Genomic DNA, 20079 nt, shown 5'->3' with positions numbered 1-20079 from the left:
TGGGAAGAAAAACGGGCGGCGTGCCGGATCGACAGGCCGCCCGTGTGACAGATTCGGTTAGTTCTTGCGGGCTGCGACCATGCCATCGACCAGATTCTGGAGGATGATGCGGATCGAGCGGATCGCGTCGTCGTTGCCGGGGATCGGGTAGTCCACCACGGCCGGGTCGGCGTTGGTGTCCACGATGGCGACGATCGGGATGTTCAGGCGGCGGGCTTCAGCCACGGCGATGGTTTCGCGGGCGGAGTCCACGATGACCACGGCGTCAGGCTTCTTGTCCAGGTCGCGGACGCCGCGCAGGTTGCGCAGCAGCTTCTCGCGCTCGCGGCCGAGGGCGGCGAGTTCCTTCTTGGACATCGCCTTGAACTCAGGCTGCTTCTCGATGTTTTCGAGATACTTGAGGCGCTCGATGGATTTGCGGACGGTGGCGCTGTTGGTCAGCATGCCGCCGAGCCAGCGGTGGTTGACGTAGTGTTGGCCGGTCGCTTCCGCGGCTTCGCGGATGGCGTCCTGTGCCTGGCGCTTGCAGCCGACGAAGAGGATCTTTTTGCCCTTGCCGACGAGGTCAGCGAGGAAATCGGAGGCCTTGTCCAGTTGTTGGACGGTCTTTTCCAGGTTGATGATGTAGATTCCGCCTTTGTCCTTCATGAGGAAGGGCTTCATGCGCGGGTTCCATTTTTTGGTCTGGTGGCCGTAGTGGACGCCGGCGTCCACCATCTCGGAGATGAGTTCGTTGATCATTGGTATTTAGTGGTTTCCCGTCTTGATTCAGAGCGGGCGATGCTGAAAACTGGCCGCGTATGAGGTCCCTCCGGGTCTTCGTTGGTGCGTAAGGCGGCCTGAAGAGGGGCGGGGAAACTCGGAAAATCCCCCCGTCTTGGCAAGGGAAATCCTTCCAGAAAAGGGGAACAATTGCGCTATTGGAGGGACATCACCTTGAGAGGCTTGCGGAATCGGTGGGAAAAGATGTAAAGTCCAGGCATGAAGTACGCTCCGGCGACCGTCGATGCGATCTGGCTGGCGAAAGTACGCCAAGCCCGCTCCATGAGCGGAGAGGAGCGCGTTCTGGCAGGTCCGCGATTGTTTGCCGGGGTTTGCGAGAGGATGAAAGAGGGTCTGAGGGATGAGAACCCTGCGGCGACGGAGGAGGAGATCCACGGGCTTTTGCTTCGCCGGTTGAGAAAGCTCAGGAAAATCGAACCGTCAGCCCCTCCGATTCCGTGAAGCAGGGAGAGGAGGCGGTTGCGATCCTGCTGGATGCGCTGAATGAGTGCGGCGTGGATTATATGGTTGTGGGTTCATTTTCGTCGAACCGTTACGGGGTTCCGAGGGCGACGAAGGATGCGGATTTTGTGCTGAATGTCCGGCGGGAGGATCGGGAGAGGCTGTTTGCACGGTTGCCGGAATCATTCAAAATCGATCCGCAGGTTTCTTTCGAGATGATCACCGGCACGTGGCGGCAGATCATCAATGTGCCGGAAATCCCGTTCATGATCGAGTTATTCGAGTTGAGTGCTGACCCGCATGACCAGGAGAGGTTTCGGAGGCGGAGAATGATGGGGTTGGTGGGAAGGAAAGCGTGGCTTCCTTCCCCCGAGGATGTGGTGATCCAGAAGCTACGATGGTGCGTGGGGGGGAAACGGACAAAGGATTTCGAGGATGCAGTGGCAGTACTCGGGGTGCAGGGGAAGGAGGCGCTGGATTGGGACTATATCGTGAAGTGGTGCAAGGAGCACGGCACCCTGGCGGTGCTGGAAGAGGCAACCGAACAATCGGAGCCTGCGTGGGACGAGGACTGAACGTAAGGAGTTGGGCGGAAAAGGCGAACCACGGAAGGCAGGGAAATTGGCCGCCTGGGAAAAGCGCATCAGGCGGGGCCTTGCCGGGGATGCGGCCGCTACGGAACATCTCCAGCCAGCGGAGCGGAATTCTCCTGCGCCCATCCCGGATCTCCGGATGCCTTCCGCCGGTTCGTGAGCCACGCCCCGGCACCTGCCAGCAGAACGCACGACATGGAGATCAGGTTCGCCTTTGAATTACGTTTTTCGGGTTCCCGGTTCTCATCCACGAAGCGCGCTTCGAAGATCACATCCGGAGCGGACGTCAGCGGGGCACCCGGCACACCTTCCAGTCCCAGCGATACCGACAGCTCCTCATAACGGCGGAATCTCCGGCTGAAATCCTCATCCTCCACGACCGTCTTTGCTTTGGCGGATCCGTTCACGGCTTTCGGCAGGATCTGGAGAAAGTCAACGTAGCCCGCACGGGCCGCCTGGTCGTGGAGCAGCCCCTTCAGCTTGCGGGCGTCGATCGCCAGCTTCCGGTCCTGCGGCGAGAAAGGAGGGATGTCCACCGGGACCGCGGCCACTTCCTTTTCCCGGGCGACTCCCCGGTAGATCCGGGCAATCTCCCGGGCCAACCCCCGGTTCTCATCGATTTCCGGAACGTCCACGGTGATGCGGGTGCCGTCCTTCTCCGCCTGGATGCGCACATGCTTTATCAGCTTCTCCGGCTGGTCCCGGATTTTGTCCGGCAGCGGATGGAGGAAAAAGCTCCGCAGGACGATGGCGGCATGGGTGGACGAAAGACGGGTTTCCTCACCGGGCCTGTCTCCGGCCGCCACCAGGATCTCAGCGGCACGCGGTCTCTTCACCTCGGGCCTTTTCACCGAGTCCGTGATTTCTCCGGTGATCGCGCCGAGCGCGATCCCTCCAACCATCCAGCAGGCGATGCGGATCCAGCGTGCGGCTTGTCCCGGATCGCTCATGGCGGGTCAGACGGGTCTGAGGAGATATCCGGCCACCCATCCCTCGTTTCCGGCTTCATTCCGGCACCAGTGCCAGCCATGGATCTGCTTGAGGGAATCAATCTTGTCCCCGCGTTTGATGGTCAGCACCGTCGGGTTGAAGTCCTCCATCAGTGCGAAGCGGCCTTCGCCGGTCGGCTCCAGGATTTCCTCCGGGACGTAGCCATGGCGGCCCTCGTTGTCCTCCGCCCATACCCAGCCGGGCCAGGCGCGGTCCGCCGGGCCGACGGTGATCTCGTCGCCCGCCGCGAGTACGAGCGGATTGCGGTCTTTTTCTTCATAGTCGGCGTTTGCGGTGAAAGCGGGCATTGGCGTGAAGCTAACAAAGCCGCCGGGAAATGCCACGAATTTGCTCTCCGGGTTTTTGTGCCGCCATCAGGCGGGCGGACGGATTTCCATTGGCCCCGCCGGAGTTCCTGTTAGGGATGTCATCCCTCATGAAAGCGTTGCGGATTCTTCCCTTCCTGCTGCCCATCGGATCGTTGGCTGCCGTTCCTCTCCCGGAGGCCCGCGTGGTCACCACGGACTACCACGGCGTGAAAGTCGATGATCCCTACCGCTACTTCGAGGACAAGGATAACCCGGAGGTGGCCGCGTGGGCGCGGGCGCTGACGGAGAAATCCCTTGCAGCGCTCTCGCAGGTCCCTGAGCGGGCCAAGATCATGAAGATCATCGAGGAAGCGGACAAGGTGCAGGGTGACCGCGTGGGCTGGACGGCCCAGCCGCGGCCCGGAGAGTATTTCTTCCTCATGCGGCGGCAGGGGGAACAGGTGGAGCAGCTTTTCCACCAGAAGCCCGGCGGAAAGCCGGAGCTGGTGCTGGACCCGCGGAAGATCGTCGATGGAAAGGGATCCCCGGTGACCATCAAACACTTCAGCATCTCGCCGGATCTGAAGCACCTGGCCGTCGGGATCACCTCGGGCGGTGGTGAGGATGCGGACCTGTATGTCGTTTCCCTCACGGACGGAAAAGTCATCGAAGGACCGTTCGACCGCTCCCGCTGGGGGCCGGCGGAGTGGCTGCCGGACAGCTCCGGCTTTCTCCACACCCGCCTCCAGGATCTCGGCCCGGACGCGGATCCATTGCAGAAGTTCCAGAAATCCCGGGTGTACCACCACCGGCTGGGGACCCCGGAAAAGGATGACCGGGCCGTATTCGGCTTTGGCACGGAGGATGGCACCGGTGTGAAGCCAGCGGACATCGTTTCACTTTCCCCCATGGGAGCCAGTGGCTGGGTCCTGTCGTCGAATGGAACCGGCGTTTCCTCAGATGACATCCACCACATCGCCCGGCTGGACGAGGTGCTCGCGGGCACCGCGAAGTGGCGGAAAATCTGCGACCGCTCCCATCTCGTCGGCTCCATGGGCGGCGGTGCGGTGGAGCTTCACGGCGACCACCTCTACATCCTCAGCCGGAAGGATGCGCCCAACGGCCGTGTTCTCCGCATGAGCCTGGACAACCTGGATTTCGCGAAAGCGGAAACCATCTACATGGCTCCGAGTGGTGCGATCCAGGGGATCAAGGTGGCGCGGGAGGGTCTGTATGTCCGCTATCTGGATGGGGGTCCCAGCCGCCTCGTCCGCCTGCGCTGGGGCGCGCTGGACAAGCCGGAATCCATCACCATGCCCGATGACGGCAGGATTTCGCTGCACGGGAACATCGGCGCCTATCCGGACCTGGCGGGCATCAACGTCTCGTTCAGCTCATGGACCGGACCCACGCGGCTCATGCGGGTCCCGGCGGACGGGGCCGTGGCGCAACCGCTGGATCTGCCGCAGGTGGCGGAGCCTCCGATTTCAAAGGAACTCACCAGCCGGGAGATCACCATGCCGGGGCATGACGGCGTGGCGATCCCGGTGTCCATCATCCACCGGAAGGATCTGCCGAAGGATGGCAGGCGTCCCGTCCTCCTGGGGGCCTATGGGGCCTATGGCATCAGCATCGAGCCGGGATTCCGCCCTTCGGACGCCGCCATCTATGACATGGGTGGCATCCGCGTGGTGGCCCATGTCCGCGGGGGAGGGGAGCTGGGGGATGAATGGCGTCTCGCCGGTTTCCAGAAAACCAAGCCGAACACCTGGAAGGATGTGATCTCCGTCGCGGAGGGACTTGTCCGCGAAGGTTACACCACGCCCGGGCGCATCTGCATCCAGGGCGGCAGCGCGGGCGGCATCACGGTTGGCAGGGCGATGACCGAAAAGCCGGCGGCGGTCGGCGCGGTCCTCTGTGGTGTGGGCTGCATGGATGCCATCCGCATGGAGAACTCACCCAACGGGATCCCGAACCTCGCGGAGTTCGGCAGCGTGAAAACCAAGGAAGGCTTCGAGGCATTGCTCGCGATGAGTGCCTACGCCCACGTCAAGCCGGGGGTGAAGTACCCGCCCATCCTGCTCTATCACGGCGCGAACGACACACGGGTCGAACTCTGGCAGTCGCTCAAGATGACCGCGCGCCTCATTTCCGCCCAAGGGCCGGACGCGCCGGTCCTCCTGCGCGTGGACTACCACCTGGGCCATGGCAGCGGGTCTTCCCGGAAGCAGGAGAACGAGCAGCAGGCCGACCTTCTCACTTTCTTCTTCTCCCGGTGCAAATGACCGCTGGGGCTTGAAAAAGGAAATGGCCATGACCGCAGGATGCGGCCATGGCCCGGGAAACGGGGCTCCGGCCGTTATCTCCGGCGGCGGAACGCCAGGGAGGCGAGGGACAGTCCCAGCAACGCCGCACCGGAAGGTTCCGGGACAGGCAGTGTGCCTTGGAACTTGTAGTTATGGTACTCCCCTTGGCCGGTCACGTTGTTGGCGATGAGGGTTCCTTCCACGTTGCCGTTGCTGAAGGTCACGTTCGCCAGCGGGGCGAGGACGCTGCCCTGCACGCTGATGCCGGCGATGGTGAGCGCGGTTGCCTCGTAGAAGTTGTAGAGGACCCGCTGCTTGTCGGTGTTGGCGATGGAGATGCCGAAGTTGTCGAAGAAGATGTTATCGCCTCCGATGTTGATGACCACCGTCGAATTCGCCGGTGCGTTGATCTGGATGCCGTTCGCCGAGTTCACCGAGGGGGCGGTGACCGTGAAGGTGTTCAGGGATGGGTCCGAACCCACGAACTGGAGGGTGCCGTAGTAGTCGTTGAACGAACCGTTGGCTGCCATTCCGGCGAGACTTCCGGAAAGTTGGGTGAGCTGGGATTGGGCGGCGGAGAAGTCGATGGGGCTGCCTTTGACCAGGCTTCCGTCCGGGATGCCGAAGTTCGAGGTGGAGGCGGTGTTGCCATACACCGCGTCGCCTTTGTTCACCTGGCCGCTGGTGAACGTCAGGTTGTTGCCAACCACCAGGGTGTTTCCTCCGCTGGTGGGCAGTGAGGAACCGACGCTGTAGTTGGTGAGGTCGGCGTTGCCACCGACGGCGAGCCTTCCTTCCGTGTCCGAACCGGACGAGGTGAAGTTGCCGAAGATGAAGACATTGTAGTCGCTCGCCGCTCCCAGTGACTGGGCGCTGGCGGAGGGAGTGAACGCCGTGAATACGGCACATGCGGTGGATACGGCCGCGAGCGTACGTGCTGCGACCTTGCTGGATGCGAGGTACATTTCGGTTGGGGGGGTGAAATGTCCGGGGGGGACGGCGGGAACCTGCATCCAACAGGCCGTCCGCGCAATTGGAATCTTCAGTGACTACGTGAATGCGTGGGATCGATTCATAACACCTGGAGATATATAATATTTGTTAATTAAATCGAATCCCCCGGGGGCCCGGATGGGGAGCGGCTTTCGCCCGTTGCTTGTCACGGGGATTTCCTCCGGGCGGGGAGGTGGATCCCTTTACATCCCCCCTGCGCCATGTACGATCGGTGCGCTGTTCCCCCCAAGCATGTTCCGCCAAGCCCGGCCCCCCGACCCCGACGAAGATCTTGTCTCCCGTGCCAAACATGGGGACACGCGTGCCTTCGACGCCCTCATTCTCAAGTATGGCGACAAATTGTATGGCCTCGTCTACAACATGACCCACCACAAGGAGGACACCCATGACCTCCTGCAGGACATCTTCGCGAAGGCCTACCATTCCCTCCGGAAATTCAAGGGGCACTCCACCTTCTACACGTGGATCTACCAGATCGCCGTCAACCAGACGCTGAACTTCCTCAAGAAGCGGAAACGGCGCTCCGCCTACAGCCTGAATGACGAGGAATCCGGCATCCAGCAGGACCCGGCGATGATCGACACCACCCATGCGGCGAACCCGGAGGAAACGACCCGCATCGCTGAACTTCAGAAAAAATTGAACGATGCGATGATGAAGCTGTCTGAATCCCACAGAATGGTGGTCACCATGCATGACATCCAGGGAATTGCCCACGGCGAGATTGCCAAGGTCCTCGGGGTTTCGGAAGGAACCGTCAGGTCCCGCCTGCATTATGCCCACCAACATCTCCAGTCATGTCTTCAGGACAGTTGGGATGAAAGATTTTGAAATTCTTCTTGCTGATCTCCCTGATTTTTTGTAAATCCTAACCATCAACTGAGGTGAAACCGACTCTCGAACAACTTGAGAATCTGATGGCCCTCCGGCGCGAAGAGCGGCCGGATGAGGGTTATTGGAAGGAGTTTCTCTCCGAGTTTCACCAGCGCCAGCGCGAGGAAGCGGTGATGAAGTCCGGTTTGCTTGGCAAGCTGGAGGATGCCAGAAGCTGGTTCACGAATCTCGGACCCTCCAAGTGGGCGTATGGTGCCGGGCTGGCGTATGCCGCGGTTACGATTGGTTTCCTGACCCTTCCACGTGGAACGGACTATCATGCTCCTGCACCCACACCGGTGAACCGCCAGGTCACTCCGGATTCCGCGCTCCCCACCGAACAGCTTGACCAGTTGGATCTCAGTCCGGCGGGCCAGGGATCGGCAGGTGAGCAAGTATTCTAACCCGGGAGGAGATCCGCGGTGGACTCTTCGGGCGTACGTGGGGGTACGATTTTTGTGAAATTGGCCGTTGTGCTGGCCGTGTTCCATGGATTTTGCCTGTTGGCGTCTGCGGAAGAGGCGCGCTGGAAGGTTAGCTTTCAGAAGGGGGATCGGAATGTGGAATCGGCCGCCGTTGCCATGGCGACGCCGGATGGCCCTGTTCTGGTGGCGGTCGCGCTGCAGGGGGCGGATTTTTCAGCCACTTCCCTCGTTCTCGGCGGGAAGGCCGTGGCGGCCAGATTCATCGGTTATGATGCCGTGTCCCGGCTTTGTGTTTTCAAGCCGTCGGAACCTATCCGCGAAGGCATTCTCACATGGGCTGACAAGGCTCCGGAGCAGGGTGGGACCCGCATCGGGGTGGGAGCCGGGGCTGTCCGGAGAACGGGAACCTTGAAAGGAAAGGTGAATCGCATCGGTGAAAAAGTCCTCCCGTTCGCTCTCCTGGAAGCGGAAGCCGCGGGAAAGAACCCCGAGGCTGGTGCGTCTGTCACCAGTTCGGACGGCAAGGTGATCGGAATCGTTTTCCATCCAGCGGATGATGGTGGGGGAGTGTACGTGATCCCGGCACAGGCAGTGCATCGGGTGGTGAAGGACATCATGGCAAACGGAAGGCTGATCAGGGGATGGCTGGGGATTTCCCTGATGGTGGGGAACTCAGAGCCGCGGATCACCAAAGTGTGGCCGGGCTCCCCTGCGGCGGATGCCGGACTGCGGGAAGGGGATCTGATCAACCGCATCGGCAACACCGATGTCGGTGGCTACGAGGACGTCGCGGACACGTTCTTTTATTTGATTCCGGGTAACCCGGTTGAAGTGACGCTCACCAGAGAGGGCAAAGCTTTCCGTTTTTCCCTCACACCGACAGCCGCCCGGCCGAATTGATCCTCATTGGCGATTGAAGATCGCGGGCAGGCGGGGGACTGTCGGGGATGAGAATTTTGCTGGCTTCTTCTTCCCCCCGGCGGCGTGAACTGCTGGAGCGTGCCGGACTGGTGTTCCAGGTGGCGGCCTCCCCGGCGGAGGAGATCCATGATGAGACGATGGAGCCCTGGCGGTTGTGCGAGGAGAACGCGCTGCTGAAAGCCAGGGCGGTGGCTCCGGATCACCCGGAAGAAACCATCATCGGTGCGGATACCCTCGTCTTCAGTGATGGCCGGGCATTGGGAAAACCCCGGGATATGGAGGAGGCCCGGGCCATGTTGCGGGCGCTGTCCGGAAAGACCCACCGGGTGTGTACCGGCGTCTGCCTCATTTTCCCAGGAGGCGTTGAAGAGGTGTTCCATGACCTCACGGAAGTCATTTTCCGGGAGTTCGGGGACGACGTGATCGGAGAATACTTCGCGGAGGTGAACCCGTTGGACAAGGCGGGCGCCTATGGGATCCAGGAGCATGGGGAGATGCTGGTCTCGGAGATCCGCGGAAGCTTTGAGAACGTGATGGGGCTGCCCGTCGGAATGGTGGTGGAGCGGCTGATGTCCTCCAGCCCGGGCTTGCGGACGACGGAGGGATGACGGATGATCCCGGCATGGAGCCTCTCCACCGTTATCCCCTGATTTTTAACCCGAAGGCGAAAAGCCAGAAGGGGGAGAGGACCCTGCGCTTTCTCATGGAACACGCGAACCGCTTCGCGCTGTATGCGACGAACCATGGGGATGAAGCGCGTGAGCTGGCCGCCAGATTCGCCGCGGAGGGTGAGCCCGTCGTGGTCGCCGCAGGGGGGGATGGCACGCTCAACGCGGTGGTGAAGGGCTTGGCCGGGAGTGGGACGGCGCTGGGGGTGATCCCCGCCGGAACCATGAACGTTTTCGCCAGGGAGCTGGGCATCCCGTTCGACAACCTGCCCCGCTGCTTCGATGTCATCGAGCGCGGTCATGTCCGTGAAATCGACTTGTTCGAGGCGAACCGCGCGCCGTTCATCCAGATGGCCGGCGTGGGCTTCGATGCCATGGTCATCGAGGAAACGACGTGGGAGTCGAAGAAGATGCTCGGCCCATTGGCCTACCTGCTGGCCGCTGTGAAAGTGCTGGGGGAGAAGCCTCGCAAGATGGAGATCATCTGCTCCGACGGTCGCCGGGAGGAGGGCGTGGCGGTGTTGGCTGGGAACGGCTCCCTTTATGGCGGGCAGTTCAGGCTTTTCCGGGCCGCGGACAACCAGGACTCGAAGCTCGACGTGTTGGTCTTCAAGGAGGCCGGCTACAAGCTGGTGCTGGATTCCATCAAGGGTCTCGCCCTTGGCGGGGTGGATCTCGCGGCATCCACCAGCTATTTCCAGGCGGCTGCCTTCACCGTGAAGGCGGAGGGTGAGGTGCCCGTGGAGGTGGATGGTGACCTCCTGGGCCGCTTCACCGAGGTAAGGTTCGCCGCCGCCAGCCGGAAGCTCCGGGTCATCGCGCCGGAGGTTGTCACCGGCAGCCGTTTCGTGGATGCGGTGAAGGCATTGCTCCAGTGGACCCGCCGTCCTCCGGAGCTGATGGAATCCCCGCGTGCATGAAGAAGAAGGTTCACAGGAGCGCTTTCGCCAGATGGTTCCGGCGGGTGGTGATCACCGGCATCCTGCTCGTTTTCGCGGGAGGTGGGTTCGTCGCGTATGTGAACCTCATCCCCATGTGGGTCTCACGGGGTCAGCTTTTCACGGACGTCACCTCGCTCCCGAAGGCCCGGGTCGGCCTGATATTCGGGACCACGGACAGGGTTGACGGGCGGGAGAACCTGTATTTCCGCTACCGGATCGACGCTGCGGAGAAGGTCTGGAAGGCGGGGAAGCTCGAAACCATCATCGTCTCCGGAGACAACCGGGAGAAGAACTACAACGAACCCCGCAAGATGAAGGCCGCGCTCGTCGCACGCGGCGTTCCCGCCGACCGCATCGTTTCGGACTACGCCGGCCTGCGGACCTTGGACTCCGTCGTCCGGGCAAAGGAAATTTTCGGCGCGGATCCCGTCATGTTCATCAGCCAAAGATTCCAGAACGAGCGCGCCATCTACCTCGCGGAGGCCCATGGGATCGGAGCGTTCGGGTTCGATGCCGAGGACGTCCAGGGCAGGGGTGGTCTCAAGACAAAGGCACGTGAAGTCGCCGCCCGCGTCCAGATGTGGCTGGATGTCCATTTCCTGAACACCCGGCCGAGGCATCTGGGGGAAAAGGTCGAACTTCCCGAATGAACGGACGCCTTCCGGCGGCTCAGGCATTCCGCCTGCGGCGGAGCGACAGGCCCAGCGCCGCGGCCAGCAGGGTGGCGGTACCAGGTTCCGGAATCGGGGTGAAGTTCAGGAAGACATTGCCCGAGGCATCCGCCAGCGTGGTGAAGGAACCCGTGGTGTAGTCCGCGTTGGTGATCTGGCTGAAGTTGGTGGCTCCGGAATTGGTGCCCGTGCCCGTGCTGTTCACGATCTTCCAGCTCCGTGCGGTGGTCCAGAAGGCATCCGCCGAATTGGGGTCCGCCGCCCCTCCGCTGAAGGAGAGCGTCAGGCTGGATGTTCCTCCCAGAGTGAGGCCCATGGCTCCGGCCAGCGTCAACTCATCGTAGTCCGTCCCCGCTGCGGACTCCAGATCCGTCAGGGCGGTGATGCTCCATTGGAGGTTGCCCCCGGTGCTGAAGTCCGCCGTGCTGACCACGGAACTGTTGAACGTCATCTTGCCTGCCGCGCCGTTGAGGGCACCCGGGGCTACGGTTCCCGAAATGGCCAGCGCATTGTTGATGGTGCCGGTCCCTGCCAGCGTCCCCGCCGCTTGGACGATTGTGGTGGGAACCGTGGCGGTGCTCGCCGCGATGGAGCCATTCACGACCAGAGTCCCGGCCTCGATGGTGGTCGTTCCCGTGTAGGTGTTCGTTCCCCCCAGGGTCCAGATGCTGGTGCCGCTTTTGATGATGGAGGTGCGGTTCGTCACCGTCGCGTTCGGGTTCGCCACGGTGCCGCTGATCACGTTGCCTGAGCTGGTGCCGGACAACCTGAGTGTGGGACTCGCGGTCTGCGAACCTCCGGACACTCCGTTCAAAAGGAGGTTCGCGGTGGTCGGATTCATTGTCATCACCGAGTTCGCAGTTCCACCGCCGCCGAGTTGGAGCTGGTTGAGGCTGAGCGAATAACCGTTGCCTCCGGTGAGGTTCATCGTCGTGTTGGCGCCGATGTTATGGCTGCCGAAGGCGATGATTTTGTTTGTGCCGCCGGTCGCCGAAGCCTGGTCCACGTTGATGTTGTAGGTCGCCCCCGTGGAGGAAACCTGGACCTGGTTTCCGTAGGTCAGGGTCTGGGAGGAACTGTCATTGAGTCCGTCGGCACGGGCATCCAGCGTCGCGTTGTTGCCGACCTGGACCGTCCCGGTGCCGAAGATTTTCTGGAGGGTGTTGCTGCTGGCGGTGTAGGCGGTGGAATCCACCCCGCGGAGCGTGCCCGCGCTGATGTTGGTGACGACCGATCCATTCGTCATCGTGCTGGCGGCAGTCAGGATCAGCGTGCCGGACCCGGTCTTCGAGAGCGTGCCCGTGGAACTGTTGATCCCACTGGCGAAAGTGACCGTCTGGCCGTTGGTGTCGATGATCACCTGGTTGCCCGCCGCCGTGCTGAAGCGGGAGGAGTAGTCCGTGGTGTTGGCCGAGGAGTATTGGAGCGTTCCGCCGTTGAAATGGATCGTCCCGGCGGGGAGGCTGGCTGTGCCCCCGCCCAGGGGTCCGCTGGTTTCCCCCTGGGCCGCGCTGAGCCGCAGGGTTCCTCCGGAGATCAGGGTGTTGCCGGTATAGGTGTTCGCCCCGGTGAGGATCAACGTGCCCGCGCCGAGCTTCACGAAGCCGGTCACATTCGCCCCGGCGTTCGCGTTGGCGATGACCTCGGCGTAGGTTCCCGTGTTTCCAGAGGCGACCTCGATCCCCAGCCGGGAGCCCGCGGTCAGGAATGCCCCATCGTTGAATGCCTTGATTTCGGCCTCAGAGAAACTTCCTGTCCCTCCGTAGCCCAGCCCCAGGATGCCCGCTGCCGCCACCTGGATGTTCGCCGGTGTCCATTGGGTGGTGTTCGCGTTGTAGAGGGCGGTCCGTGTGGCGAAGGAAAGGGCGCCAGAAGTGATGGTATAGGCACCGGCGTAGTCGTTCGCACCCGAGAGGATCAGCCGGGAGTTCGTGCTGTTCTGCACCACCGAGCCGACGAAAGTCCCCAGGTTTCCGGAAATGACCACCGCTCCCGTTCCGTTCGTACCGAGGTTGGAAATGTTGATCAGCCCTCCGGTGACTCCCGTCACGCCGATGGAACTGCCGATGTTCATGTTCCCCGTCCCGGCGTTCAGGCGGAAATTCAGCGCACGGGCGGTGCTGTCCGCGTTGGTGATGGTGTTTTCGTTGGCCGTGGCGGCCCCGATGTTGATGGCTGCGGCTCCGGACCCGGTCATGCCGATGTCCAGGTTCGTGTTCGTCATGATCAGGTTCGGCCGCACCGTGAGCGTGCCTCCGGGACTCGAGTTGACAATGGATGCGGTGCCGGCGTTGGAGAACCGGTTGTTCGCCGCGCTGATTCCCGTCCCGTCCATGGTGAAGGCGATGCTTCCGGAGGAGGAGATGCCCCAGGTGGAGGTGTTCGACATCGCCCCCCTCAGCACACCGATGGTGACCGCGCTGCCCAGGGAAACCGTGGAGTTCGACCCGCCGCTGTAGGTGGCGATATCACCCGGGTTCACGGAAGGTGTCCCGTTGGTCCAGGTTGCTGCCGCCCATGTGCCGCTGGTGGACGAAAGGACGTGATCCACGTCTGCGGAGAAGGCCGCTGGACCGGTGAGGCAGATGGCCGTGACGAGCCCGGGGCGAAGGCCGCGGGAAAACATGCGGAGGATGGAGGGTTTCATGGGTTTGGGGGCCTGTTACGAATGCCAAGGCGGAAAACAGGATCTAATCCATCAGGTGAATATCCTGAATCCCGGCGGTGGCAAGCATCATTGCTGGCGGTTGCCGCTCACTCCCGGGCGTGCCCGCTTTCGTTCAGGATGACCAGGCCCTGGCGGACATACGCGACCGTGGACCACACCGTGAACACCGCGGCGATGACGCAGGGATAGATGGGAGGCAGCAGGTAGATTCTCAGCATCACCCAACCCAGCGCGAACATCTGCGCCACCGTGCAGACCTTGCCGCTCCAGTGCGGCTTGATCTGGATCTTGTGGTGGGTGAAGTGGAGGAACGCCAGCCCGGCCACGATGATGACATCCCGCACGATGACCAACGCGCTGAACCACACCGGCAGGCTCCAGCCGTCCGGACCCCAGTCCACCGCGGCCAGTACCGTGATGCCCGTCAGCAGCAGCGTCTTGTCCGCCAGCGGGTCGATGAACGCGCCGAATTTCGAGCGTTGGTTGAAGCGTCGCGCCACCCAGCCGTCGATGCCGTCGCTCGCGGCCGCTGTCACGAAGGTCGCCAGTGCCGCGATGCGCAGCCATTCCACCGGTTCTCCCGCCGCGATGGTTTTGCCGTAGTAGATCGCCAGAACCGCGAAGACCGGCACCAGCAACAAGCGGGTGAGCGTGATCTTGCTGGCCAGGTTCATGGAACGAATTATCGGTGGAAAGTGATTGGTTTGAAAGGTGAAAACACCGACAGTCCGGAGCATGAAACCTGCACCGGGCGCCCCCGCCCCCGACTTTGAAGCGACCGTGGTGGAAGGCACCCGTGAAGGCCGTGTGAAACTCTCCGACCTGCGGGGGGAGAAGGTGGTGCTGGTATTCTACCCGAAGGACAGCACCCCTGGCTGCACCCTCCAGGCCTGCGCCCTGAGGGACGGCTGGGAGGAGATCCGTGGGAAGGCCCGCATCTTCGGCGTGAGCGCGGACGGGGTGAAGAGCCACCAGAATTTCATCCGCAAGCGGGAGCTGCCCTATCCCCTCATCGCGGATGAGGACCGCGGCATCTGCGGAGCCTACGGCGTATGGGTGGAAAAGTCGTTCATGGGCAGGAAATTCATGGGCATCGAGCGCACCACCTTCGTCATCGGCGCGGACGGCCGGATCTCCGCCGTGCTGGAAAAAGTTTCACCCCCCAAACACCTGGCGCTCCTGAAGGAAGCGCTTGCTTGAACCGATGAAAGAGTCCGCTAGTTTCAAGCCATTCATGAGTTCGTACCGTGAGAGCGAGGGGCATGTCCTGATGCCCGGGCTGGCCATCGGCAGCCTCGCGCTCGTCCTCGCCGCGGGCTTCGGTTCCGTCGGCATCATGGACCGCGCGAACGACGGCATCGCCGGGATCATCCAGGTCGGGGGAGGTGTGGCGAAATCCCTGCCCGTCTGGGCGGTGTGGGCTTCCGCCGCCGTGGGGGCGTTCAGCCTGTCTTTCCTCATCCTCTCCGTGCCGGGTACCTGGAGGCGGGTGGTGCTGTGGATTTCCGCGCTGGTGCTGGTCGCCGGGTGGGGGCCGGTGCTTGTCCTTGCCGGTCGTTTCCCGGTTGTGGCGGTTCCGCTGCTGGCCACCTTCTGGGCCGGGCTCTGCGCCTTGGTCTATGCTTCCCGGCACCGCATGGCGGCGGACAAATAACCAATCTCATGGGCAGAGCGGATTTTCCAGAGCCGGTGAAGGCATTGGTCGCGGAGCTGAAGCGCCTTCCCGGCGTCGGTCCCCGCAGCGCGGAACGGATGGCCGTCTGGCTGCTCCGGAACAAGAAGGCGGATCCCGTTTCGCTCGCCGCCGCCTTGGTCAAAGCGGAGGAGGAGATCATCTCCTGCCCGGTCTGCGGCTTCTTCGCCACCCGGGACGGGTGCGGCATCTGTGATGACCCCCGGCGCGACGATCACCTCCTCTGCGTGGTGGAGCAGGCCACGGATGTCCTCCCCCTGGAGCGCTCCGGGGCGTTCAATGGCAGATACCACTGTCTCGGCGGAAAACTCTCCCCGCTGGACAGGGTATCCCCGGAGGATCTGGAAATCCCATCCCTGCTCAAGCGCATCGGCGATGGGGAGATCGAGGTGATTCTGGCCCTGGGCTCGGATGTCGAGGGAGAGGCCACGGCCAACTACCTGGCGGATCTCCTGCGAGGCCGGAACTGCCGCATCACCCGCATCGCCCAAGGGCTCCCTGCCGGTGGTGGCCTGGAACATGCCGACGAGCTCACCTTGCTGCGCGCCCTCCAGGGCCGCCGCAGCTTTTAAGGAGGGAGTACACTCCTGTCCTCCGGCGGCATTGGCGAATCAGAAAAAGGCATTGCGACAAGGATCAGGCGAGAGGGCCCAAAAGATTTCAGCAAAGATAAGAGATCTATCCTTTCTCTGCGCTTCTCCGCGATCTTTGCGTCTTGGCGGTGAATCTTACGTGATCCGCCAATGCCGCCGGAGGACAGGAGTGTCCACCCTCCAAAAAAAGAAGGGCCGCCGGAGCACCCACTCCGACGGCCCAAGTTGAAAACTTCAAATCGCAGAGCGACTGAGGCTAACAACTGCTGTTCACCCTTACATGAAAACACAAACTAAGTTGCAGTTTTCATGGGTTCAGACATTGCAGCCTGCCGGATCGTTCAAAGATTTCCGGGAAAATTTTCCCGCCGGATCCCGTGGTTTTCCAATTTGTTTGAAATCAGTGGGGTGAGCCGCGGAAGTTATGGTGCGGGAACGGCTTTTTCTTCGGGCCGGGGCCGATGATCACCGCCCGGGGACTCTTGCCCGCCTTGTCCGACACCGGAATGACGTCCGGTGGGGGGAGAACTCCGGGACCGTTGCCCAATTTGAGGACGTCATCGGAGACCTTGTAGCGGGAGTTCATGTCATCCTGGGCGAGATCCAGCGTATTCTGGCCGCTGACAATGCTGGGCTGGATGAAGATCAGCAGCTCGGAGCGGGACTTGTCCTTTTCGGTCCGGGAAAACAGTCGTCCGAGTCCCGGGATGCTGCTCAGGACGGGAATCCCGCTTACAGACTTGGTATCCCGATCAATGATCAAGCCTCCGAGGACGATCGTCTCGTTGTTGGGAACCGTGACCTGGGTGAGGATCTCCCGGGTGGTGATCCGCGGGACGGAAAGAGCCGAACCATTCGGCCCCGCTCCCGCGAGGATCTGATTTCCATTCAGTTCGTCGTTGAGAAGGGCGATCTGGAGGGTGATCTCGTTGGGGGAGTTCACCAGCGGGATCACTTCGAGCTTCAGGACGACGTCCTGGTATTCGATGTTCGTGCTTTGTCCGCCTGATGAAAAGCTGTTGCTGTTCGTGGGAATCGCCACCCGCTCGCCACTGGAGATGATCCCCTTCTGGTTGTTGGAGGTGAAGATGCTGGGGCGTGAGAGGATCGTGAAGTTCGAGTCGTTCTGCAGGGCGTTGAGGTAGATGTGCAGGTTGTTGCCGATCTTGCCGTAGAGCGACAGTCCGGTGCCCGCTGCAATGTCACCTGGGTCAAAGGTCGCACCGGAAGGGAGGGGAATGGTGGTGCCACTGCCGCCGGAACCTCCTTGGCCCGCGATCCTGTCACCACCGAGCGCTTTCACGTAGTCCACTCCGAGATCGAACTCATCGGTCAGCGTAAGCTGGCCGAACACCGTCGAGATCATCACCTGGTCCGCCTTCACGTCGATCTGGTCGAGCAGGTTCTCGATGATTTCCACGCCTGCGGGTGGTCCCTGGACCACGATGGAGTTGGTGATCTGGTCCGCGACGAGAAGGGTCCGTCCGACGAGGAGGGAGACCGGTGCGGTATCCACATCCGGATCGTCCAGACCGACGGATCCGCCGCTGCCACCACCGCTGCCACCCCCTCCGAAGCCGGATGAACCGCCGGTGCCGAAGCCGCCGCTGGAAGCCGCGGTCCGGCTGTTGCTGTTGGTGCGGGAGTTTTGGTTGGTGCGGGATTGGGCGCCGGTCCTCTGCGCGCCTTGTTGGCCACCCGCGGCACCACCGGCCGCCCCCCCTTCGGTGGCGGTTCCCGCCGAGTAGGCCCGGGTCAGAGCGTTCTCCGCGATGCCCAGAAAGTCGGCGACCTTCACGAAGCTCAGCTTCCTGCGCATGAAGTTCCGCTGGTCCGTCTGGACGTCGAACTCGCGGACCAGGCTTTCGATGAACACCAGGTCATTCGGCCGGCCCATGACAAAGATGCGGTTGGTGCGCGGTTCCGGAACGATCTGCGGGGGATTCTCCTCACCGCCTGTTCCTCCGCCACCGCCACCGTCGCCCACTGGCATTCCGGGAACGGCGGGCGCATTCTGCTGGCCGCCGGTGCGTTGCACGCCTGCGGTGCGCTGGGCTTGCTGCTGGGCGGTGAAAAGCTCGTTGAGCGTGGTGGCCAGCTCGGTCACATCCGCGTATTCCACTTTGATGAAGCGGGTGGCCACCTTGCCACCAGGAACGTCGATCTCCTTTTTCAGCTCGATGAGCCTGCGGATGAGGGAGGTGTTCTCCGTGATGATGACGGAGGAGGCGTTCGCCACAGGGGCGATGGATCCGTAGGCCCCGAACTGCCCGACCACCTGGTTGAAAGTGGTGACGGCGGCTTCCGGCTTCAGATACTGCAGGTTCATCACGTAGGTGATGACCGCATCCCCATCAGGCAGTGTGGAACCCTCGGTATAAACTGGTACACCGCGGCTCTTCGGGGTGATCGTGCCGGCGGAAAAGGTGAGGATGTCCAGATTCGGGTCCGTGCTATCCGGAACGAAGACGAAGTTTTCGATGGTGGCGGCCTTTTTCAACAGCTCCGCGACCTGGGCATACGTCAGTGGATCGGTGGGGCTGGCGTCCTGCACGAAGGCGAACTCCGCCAGAGCGGCTTGGGCGGAGACGATCACACGCCGCCCCGTGTATTTCCGGTAGAGACCCGCAAGGGCGGTGCCGGAAAGCTTCGGCTCGATGATCGCCTCGGTCACCTTCTGCTCCGCGAGCGGAATCTCCCCGGCGGCGGGAGGAGCCGGAGGAGGCACCGGTTGGCCTGGAGCCGCGGGGACTGCCGGACGGGCAGGGGGCTGTGGTGTGACGAGCGGTTGTTCCGGAGGCTGTGCGAGCCCGGTGGTGATTCCGGCGAGGCCGAGGGCGGCAATGGGGCGGAGGAAGCTCATGGGAAAATCAGGGAAAGTGGATGAGGCGGACGGGGTGCGGGAAATGGAGGGTCAGCGGCGCTGGATGCGCTGGTTCGGTTGGGACGTTCCTTGCTGGGTGTTGGGGGCGACCCCTGGCGGAAGCGTGCCTGAGCCCTGGTTGGCGGCGGGCTGGTTTCCGGGTCCCGCCGGAGGCACCACCCGGGGGCGGGGCGCGCGGGGTGGTTCAGTCCCCGGTGCGGCGGCCGGCTGGCCGGGGACCGGCTGCGGAGGCTGGCCCTGTTGCGGTGGCGGAGGCGCGGGCGCCGCCTTGAGGGTCAGCAGCTTCTCGTCGAAGGCCACCGTGCCGCTCTTCGAGCCGGTGGAAACACGGACGGTGGTCCCCAGCGGATTGCCCGGCGCATACTGGACGGAGAGAACTTTGAAATCCTGGTTCTCCGGCAGGATGATGCGTTCCTCCGGATTTTTGCGGTTCAGCAGGGTGACGCGGTAGCCACCGGGGATGGGTGAGATGCCGCCCAGCGCGTAGTCCTCCAGGGGATTGGCCACTTCCGGGGGCGGTGGGGGCGGCGGTTTCGTGGTGAATGGAGAGTCCGTCCACAGCCGGGTGTATTTCGTCGTCGGCACCACCCGTGGCGGCTTGGCCAGGGCGGTGGCGGCGAGGGCGATGAAGAGGATGATGACGGTTTTCATGGCCGGGGCTATTGGACAACCGGGACGAACCATTGCTCGATGATGGCGGTGCAGTCGATCTTGGTGTCGTCCGTGTTGTCGGGTTTGAGGAGGAGGTTGGTGGCGGCGCGGAACTGTTCCGGGTTGTTCAGGCGGCCCAGCCAGGCGTCGAAGAGGGCCTTTTCGGTGCCGGTGACGGTCACCTGGATCTTCACCCGGTGGTAGTGGTTGCCGTCGGTCTGGTCGGTGGGAAGGAGTTTCTGGGAGTTGGGCTTGATGGTCAGTCCGGCGATCTGCGCCTCACGCTCGACGAGCTGCTGCAGGCTGGACTGGACGTCCTGGTAGGCGGCGGGGGCCGGTTCGTGCTTGGCCAGCCATTCCACGTCATCCAGCACTTCGTCGCGGCGATCGCTGATGATGTGCGCCTGTTCGAGCGCTTGCTCCGCCACCACCCGGTTGGCGGTGATTTCGTTCCGTTTCTTGGTGTAGAGTTTGAAGGCGAGGACGTTGAGGATGATGAACCCTGCGGCGCCGAAGATCAGGAGCAGGTTTTTTTCGCGGGGTGACATTGTGTGGGCGGAAAGTCGGAAAAAAGGGATGATGGAGCGGAACCGGCTGGCGTTGGGAGCGTGGAGGTGTGCGGGTTCTTCCTGTTGAATGCCGGCCGGGGGGGAATT

General features: G+C 62.6%; 20 protein-coding genes. 11 read left to right on the top strand and 9 right to left on the bottom strand.

Features of this window, described 5'->3' with window-relative positions; genetic code table 11:
• Positions 1-57: 57 nt before the first annotated feature.
• Positions 58-741 carry a 30S ribosomal protein S2 gene (rpsB, locus tag OVA24_RS19885; protein ID WP_267671896.1) on the bottom strand — a complete coding sequence of 228 codons (684 nt, stop codon included), beginning with the start codon at positions 739-741 and terminating at the stop codon, positions 58-60.
• A gap of 479 nt (positions 742-1220) precedes the next feature.
• Here rpsB and OVA24_RS19880 point away from each other — a divergent pair, with 479 nt between their 5' ends.
• A complete protein-coding gene (locus OVA24_RS19880) occupies positions 1221-1799 on the top strand; it encodes a hypothetical protein (protein ID WP_267671895.1) in 579 nt (192 codons plus the stop codon).
• Between the two features lie 98 nt (positions 1800-1897).
• On the opposite strand, the gene OVA24_RS19875 is transcribed toward OVA24_RS19880, so the two are convergent.
• Positions 1898-2767, bottom strand: a complete 870-nt coding sequence (locus tag OVA24_RS19875) for a hypothetical protein (RefSeq protein WP_267671894.1) — start codon at positions 2765-2767, stop codon at positions 1898-1900.
• Positions 2768-2773: 6 nt separating this feature from the next.
• A complete protein-coding gene (locus OVA24_RS19870; protein ID WP_267671892.1) occupies positions 2774-3115 on the bottom strand; it encodes an SH3 domain-containing protein in 342 nt (113 codons plus the stop codon).
• Between the two features lie 116 nt (positions 3116-3231).
• Here OVA24_RS19870 and OVA24_RS19865 point away from each other — a divergent pair, with 116 nt between their 5' ends.
• Positions 3232-5400 carry a prolyl oligopeptidase family serine peptidase gene (locus tag OVA24_RS19865; protein WP_267671891.1) on the top strand — a complete coding sequence of 723 codons (2169 nt, stop codon included), beginning with the start codon at positions 3232-3234 and terminating at the stop codon, positions 5398-5400.
• Between the two features lie 74 nt (positions 5401-5474).
• Here the strand turns inward: OVA24_RS19865 and OVA24_RS19860 are convergent, their stop codons facing one another.
• On the bottom strand, positions 5475-6386 hold the full coding sequence (locus OVA24_RS19860) for a choice-of-anchor A family protein (RefSeq protein WP_267671890.1): 912 nt from the start codon (positions 6384-6386) through the stop codon (positions 5475-5477).
• Between the two features lie 280 nt (positions 6387-6666).
• Between OVA24_RS19860 and OVA24_RS19855 the strand changes: the two genes are divergently transcribed.
• The 6 genes from OVA24_RS19855 to OVA24_RS19830 all read left to right on the top strand — a co-directional run bounded on the left by OVA24_RS19855 (position 6667) and on the right by OVA24_RS19830 (position 10913).
• The gene (locus OVA24_RS19855) at positions 6667-7266 is read left to right on the top strand and encodes an RNA polymerase sigma factor (RefSeq protein WP_267671889.1); all 600 of its coding nucleotides are present in this window, start codon (positions 6667-6669) and stop codon (positions 7264-7266) included.
• 53 nt (positions 7267-7319) lie between these two features.
• A complete protein-coding gene (locus tag OVA24_RS19850) occupies positions 7320-7712 on the top strand; it encodes a hypothetical protein (RefSeq protein ID WP_267671888.1) in 393 nt (130 codons plus the stop codon).
• A gap of 177 nt (positions 7713-7889) precedes the next feature.
• Positions 7890-8633 (top strand): S1C family serine protease, encoded by a 744-nt coding sequence (locus tag OVA24_RS19845; protein WP_267671887.1) that lies wholly within the window; start codon positions 7890-7892, stop codon positions 8631-8633.
• A gap of 47 nt (positions 8634-8680) precedes the next feature.
• A complete protein-coding gene (locus tag OVA24_RS19840) occupies positions 8681-9262 on the top strand; it encodes a Maf family protein (RefSeq protein ID WP_267671886.1) in 582 nt (193 codons plus the stop codon).
• A 14-nt stretch (positions 9263-9276) separates the two neighbouring features.
• Positions 9277-10242, top strand: coding sequence for a diacylglycerol/lipid kinase family protein (locus tag OVA24_RS19835; protein WP_267671885.1), 966 nt, complete (start codon positions 9277-9279; stop codon positions 10240-10242).
• Positions 10239-10913, top strand: a complete 675-nt coding sequence (locus tag OVA24_RS19830; RefSeq protein ID WP_267671884.1) for a SanA/YdcF family protein — start codon at positions 10239-10241, stop codon at positions 10911-10913. The genes OVA24_RS19835 and OVA24_RS19830 overlap by 4 nt, the downstream gene beginning before the upstream one ends.
• A gap of 19 nt (positions 10914-10932) precedes the next feature.
• Here the strand turns inward: OVA24_RS19830 and OVA24_RS19825 are convergent, their stop codons facing one another.
• Positions 10933-13581: a beta strand repeat-containing protein gene (locus OVA24_RS19825; RefSeq protein ID WP_267671883.1), complete on the bottom strand. Its 2649-nt coding sequence runs from the start codon at positions 13579-13581 to the stop codon at positions 10933-10935.
• A 107-nt stretch (positions 13582-13688) separates the two neighbouring features.
• Positions 13689-14276 carry a CDP-alcohol phosphatidyltransferase family protein gene (locus OVA24_RS19820; protein ID WP_267671882.1) on the bottom strand — a complete coding sequence of 196 codons (588 nt, stop codon included), beginning with the start codon at positions 14274-14276 and terminating at the stop codon, positions 13689-13691.
• Between the two features lie 61 nt (positions 14277-14337).
• Between OVA24_RS19820 and OVA24_RS19815 the strand changes: the two genes are divergently transcribed.
• The 3 genes from OVA24_RS19815 to recR are packed head-to-tail and all read left to right on the top strand — an operon-like array spanning position 14338 to position 15867.
• Positions 14338-14802, top strand: a complete 465-nt coding sequence (locus tag OVA24_RS19815; protein ID WP_267671881.1) for a peroxiredoxin — start codon at positions 14338-14340, stop codon at positions 14800-14802.
• 34 nt (positions 14803-14836) lie between these two features.
• Entirely contained in the window at positions 14837-15256 is a 420-nt protein-coding gene (locus OVA24_RS19810) for a hypothetical protein (RefSeq protein WP_267671880.1), read from the top strand.
• A gap of 8 nt (positions 15257-15264) precedes the next feature.
• Positions 15265-15867, top strand: a complete 603-nt coding sequence (gene recR / locus OVA24_RS19805) for a recombination mediator RecR (protein ID WP_267671879.1) — start codon at positions 15265-15267, stop codon at positions 15865-15867.
• Between the two features lie 421 nt (positions 15868-16288).
• On the opposite strand, the gene OVA24_RS19800 is transcribed toward recR, so the two are convergent.
• Genes OVA24_RS19800 through OVA24_RS19790 form a run of 3 tightly spaced genes read right to left on the bottom strand, consistent with a single transcriptional unit; the run spans position 16289 to position 19971 of the window.
• A complete protein-coding gene (locus OVA24_RS19800) occupies positions 16289-18751 on the bottom strand; it encodes a secretin GspD/PilQ domain-containing protein (protein ID WP_267671877.1) in 2463 nt (820 codons plus the stop codon).
• A gap of 51 nt (positions 18752-18802) precedes the next feature.
• The gene (locus tag OVA24_RS19795) at positions 18803-19423 is read right to left on the bottom strand and encodes a hypothetical protein (RefSeq protein ID WP_267671876.1); all 621 of its coding nucleotides are present in this window, start codon (positions 19421-19423) and stop codon (positions 18803-18805) included.
• 8 nt (positions 19424-19431) lie between these two features.
• A complete protein-coding gene (locus OVA24_RS19790) occupies positions 19432-19971 on the bottom strand; it encodes a hypothetical protein (protein ID WP_267671875.1) in 540 nt (179 codons plus the stop codon).
• Between the last annotated feature and the right edge of the window lie 108 nt (positions 19972-20079).

Source organism: Luteolibacter sp. SL250, assembly GCF_026625605.1.
GTDB lineage: Bacteria > Verrucomicrobiota > Verrucomicrobiia > Verrucomicrobiales > Akkermansiaceae > Luteolibacter.
This window is presented reverse-complemented; position numbering and strand designations above follow the sequence as displayed.

Coding starts and splice junctions, on each gene's coding strand:
- rpsB (WP_267671896.1), bottom strand. CDS start 741: ATGATCAACGAACTCATCTCCGAGATGGTGGACGCCGGCGTCCACTAC.
- OVA24_RS19875 (WP_267671894.1), bottom strand. CDS start 2,767: ATGAGCGATCCGGGACAAGCCGCACGCTGGATCCGCATCGCCTGCTGG.
- OVA24_RS19870 (WP_267671892.1), bottom strand. CDS start 3,115: ATGCCCGCTTTCACCGCAAACGCCGACTATGAAGAAAAAGACCGCAAT.
- OVA24_RS19865 (WP_267671891.1), top strand. CDS start 3,232: ATGTCATCCCTCATGAAAGCGTTGCGGATTCTTCCCTTCCTGCTGCCC.
- OVA24_RS19860 (WP_267671890.1), bottom strand. CDS start 6,386: ATGTACCTCGCATCCAGCAAGGTCGCAGCACGTACGCTCGCGGCCGTA.
- OVA24_RS19855 (WP_267671889.1), top strand. CDS start 6,667: ATGTTCCGCCAAGCCCGGCCCCCCGACCCCGACGAAGATCTTGTCTCC.
- OVA24_RS19845 (WP_267671887.1), top strand. CDS start 7,890: ATGGCGACGCCGGATGGCCCTGTTCTGGTGGCGGTCGCGCTGCAGGGG.
- OVA24_RS19840 (WP_267671886.1), top strand. CDS start 8,681: ATGAGAATTTTGCTGGCTTCTTCTTCCCCCCGGCGGCGTGAACTGCTG.
- OVA24_RS19835 (WP_267671885.1), top strand. CDS start 9,277: ATGGAGCCTCTCCACCGTTATCCCCTGATTTTTAACCCGAAGGCGAAA.
- OVA24_RS19830 (WP_267671884.1), top strand. CDS start 10,239: ATGAAGAAGAAGGTTCACAGGAGCGCTTTCGCCAGATGGTTCCGGCGG.
- OVA24_RS19825 (WP_267671883.1), bottom strand. CDS start 13,581: ATGAAACCCTCCATCCTCCGCATGTTTTCCCGCGGCCTTCGCCCCGGG.
- OVA24_RS19820 (WP_267671882.1), bottom strand. CDS start 14,276: ATGAACCTGGCCAGCAAGATCACGCTCACCCGCTTGTTGCTGGTGCCG.
- OVA24_RS19815 (WP_267671881.1), top strand. CDS start 14,338: ATGAAACCTGCACCGGGCGCCCCCGCCCCCGACTTTGAAGCGACCGTG.
- OVA24_RS19810 (WP_267671880.1), top strand. CDS start 14,837: ATGAGTTCGTACCGTGAGAGCGAGGGGCATGTCCTGATGCCCGGGCTG.
- recR (WP_267671879.1), top strand. CDS start 15,265: ATGGGCAGAGCGGATTTTCCAGAGCCGGTGAAGGCATTGGTCGCGGAG.
- OVA24_RS19800 (WP_267671877.1), bottom strand. CDS start 18,751: ATGAGCTTCCTCCGCCCCATTGCCGCCCTCGGCCTCGCCGGAATCACC.
- OVA24_RS19795 (WP_267671876.1), bottom strand. CDS start 19,423: ATGAAAACCGTCATCATCCTCTTCATCGCCCTCGCCGCCACCGCCCTG.
- OVA24_RS19790 (WP_267671875.1), bottom strand. CDS start 19,971: ATGTCACCCCGCGAAAAAAACCTGCTCCTGATCTTCGGCGCCGCAGGG.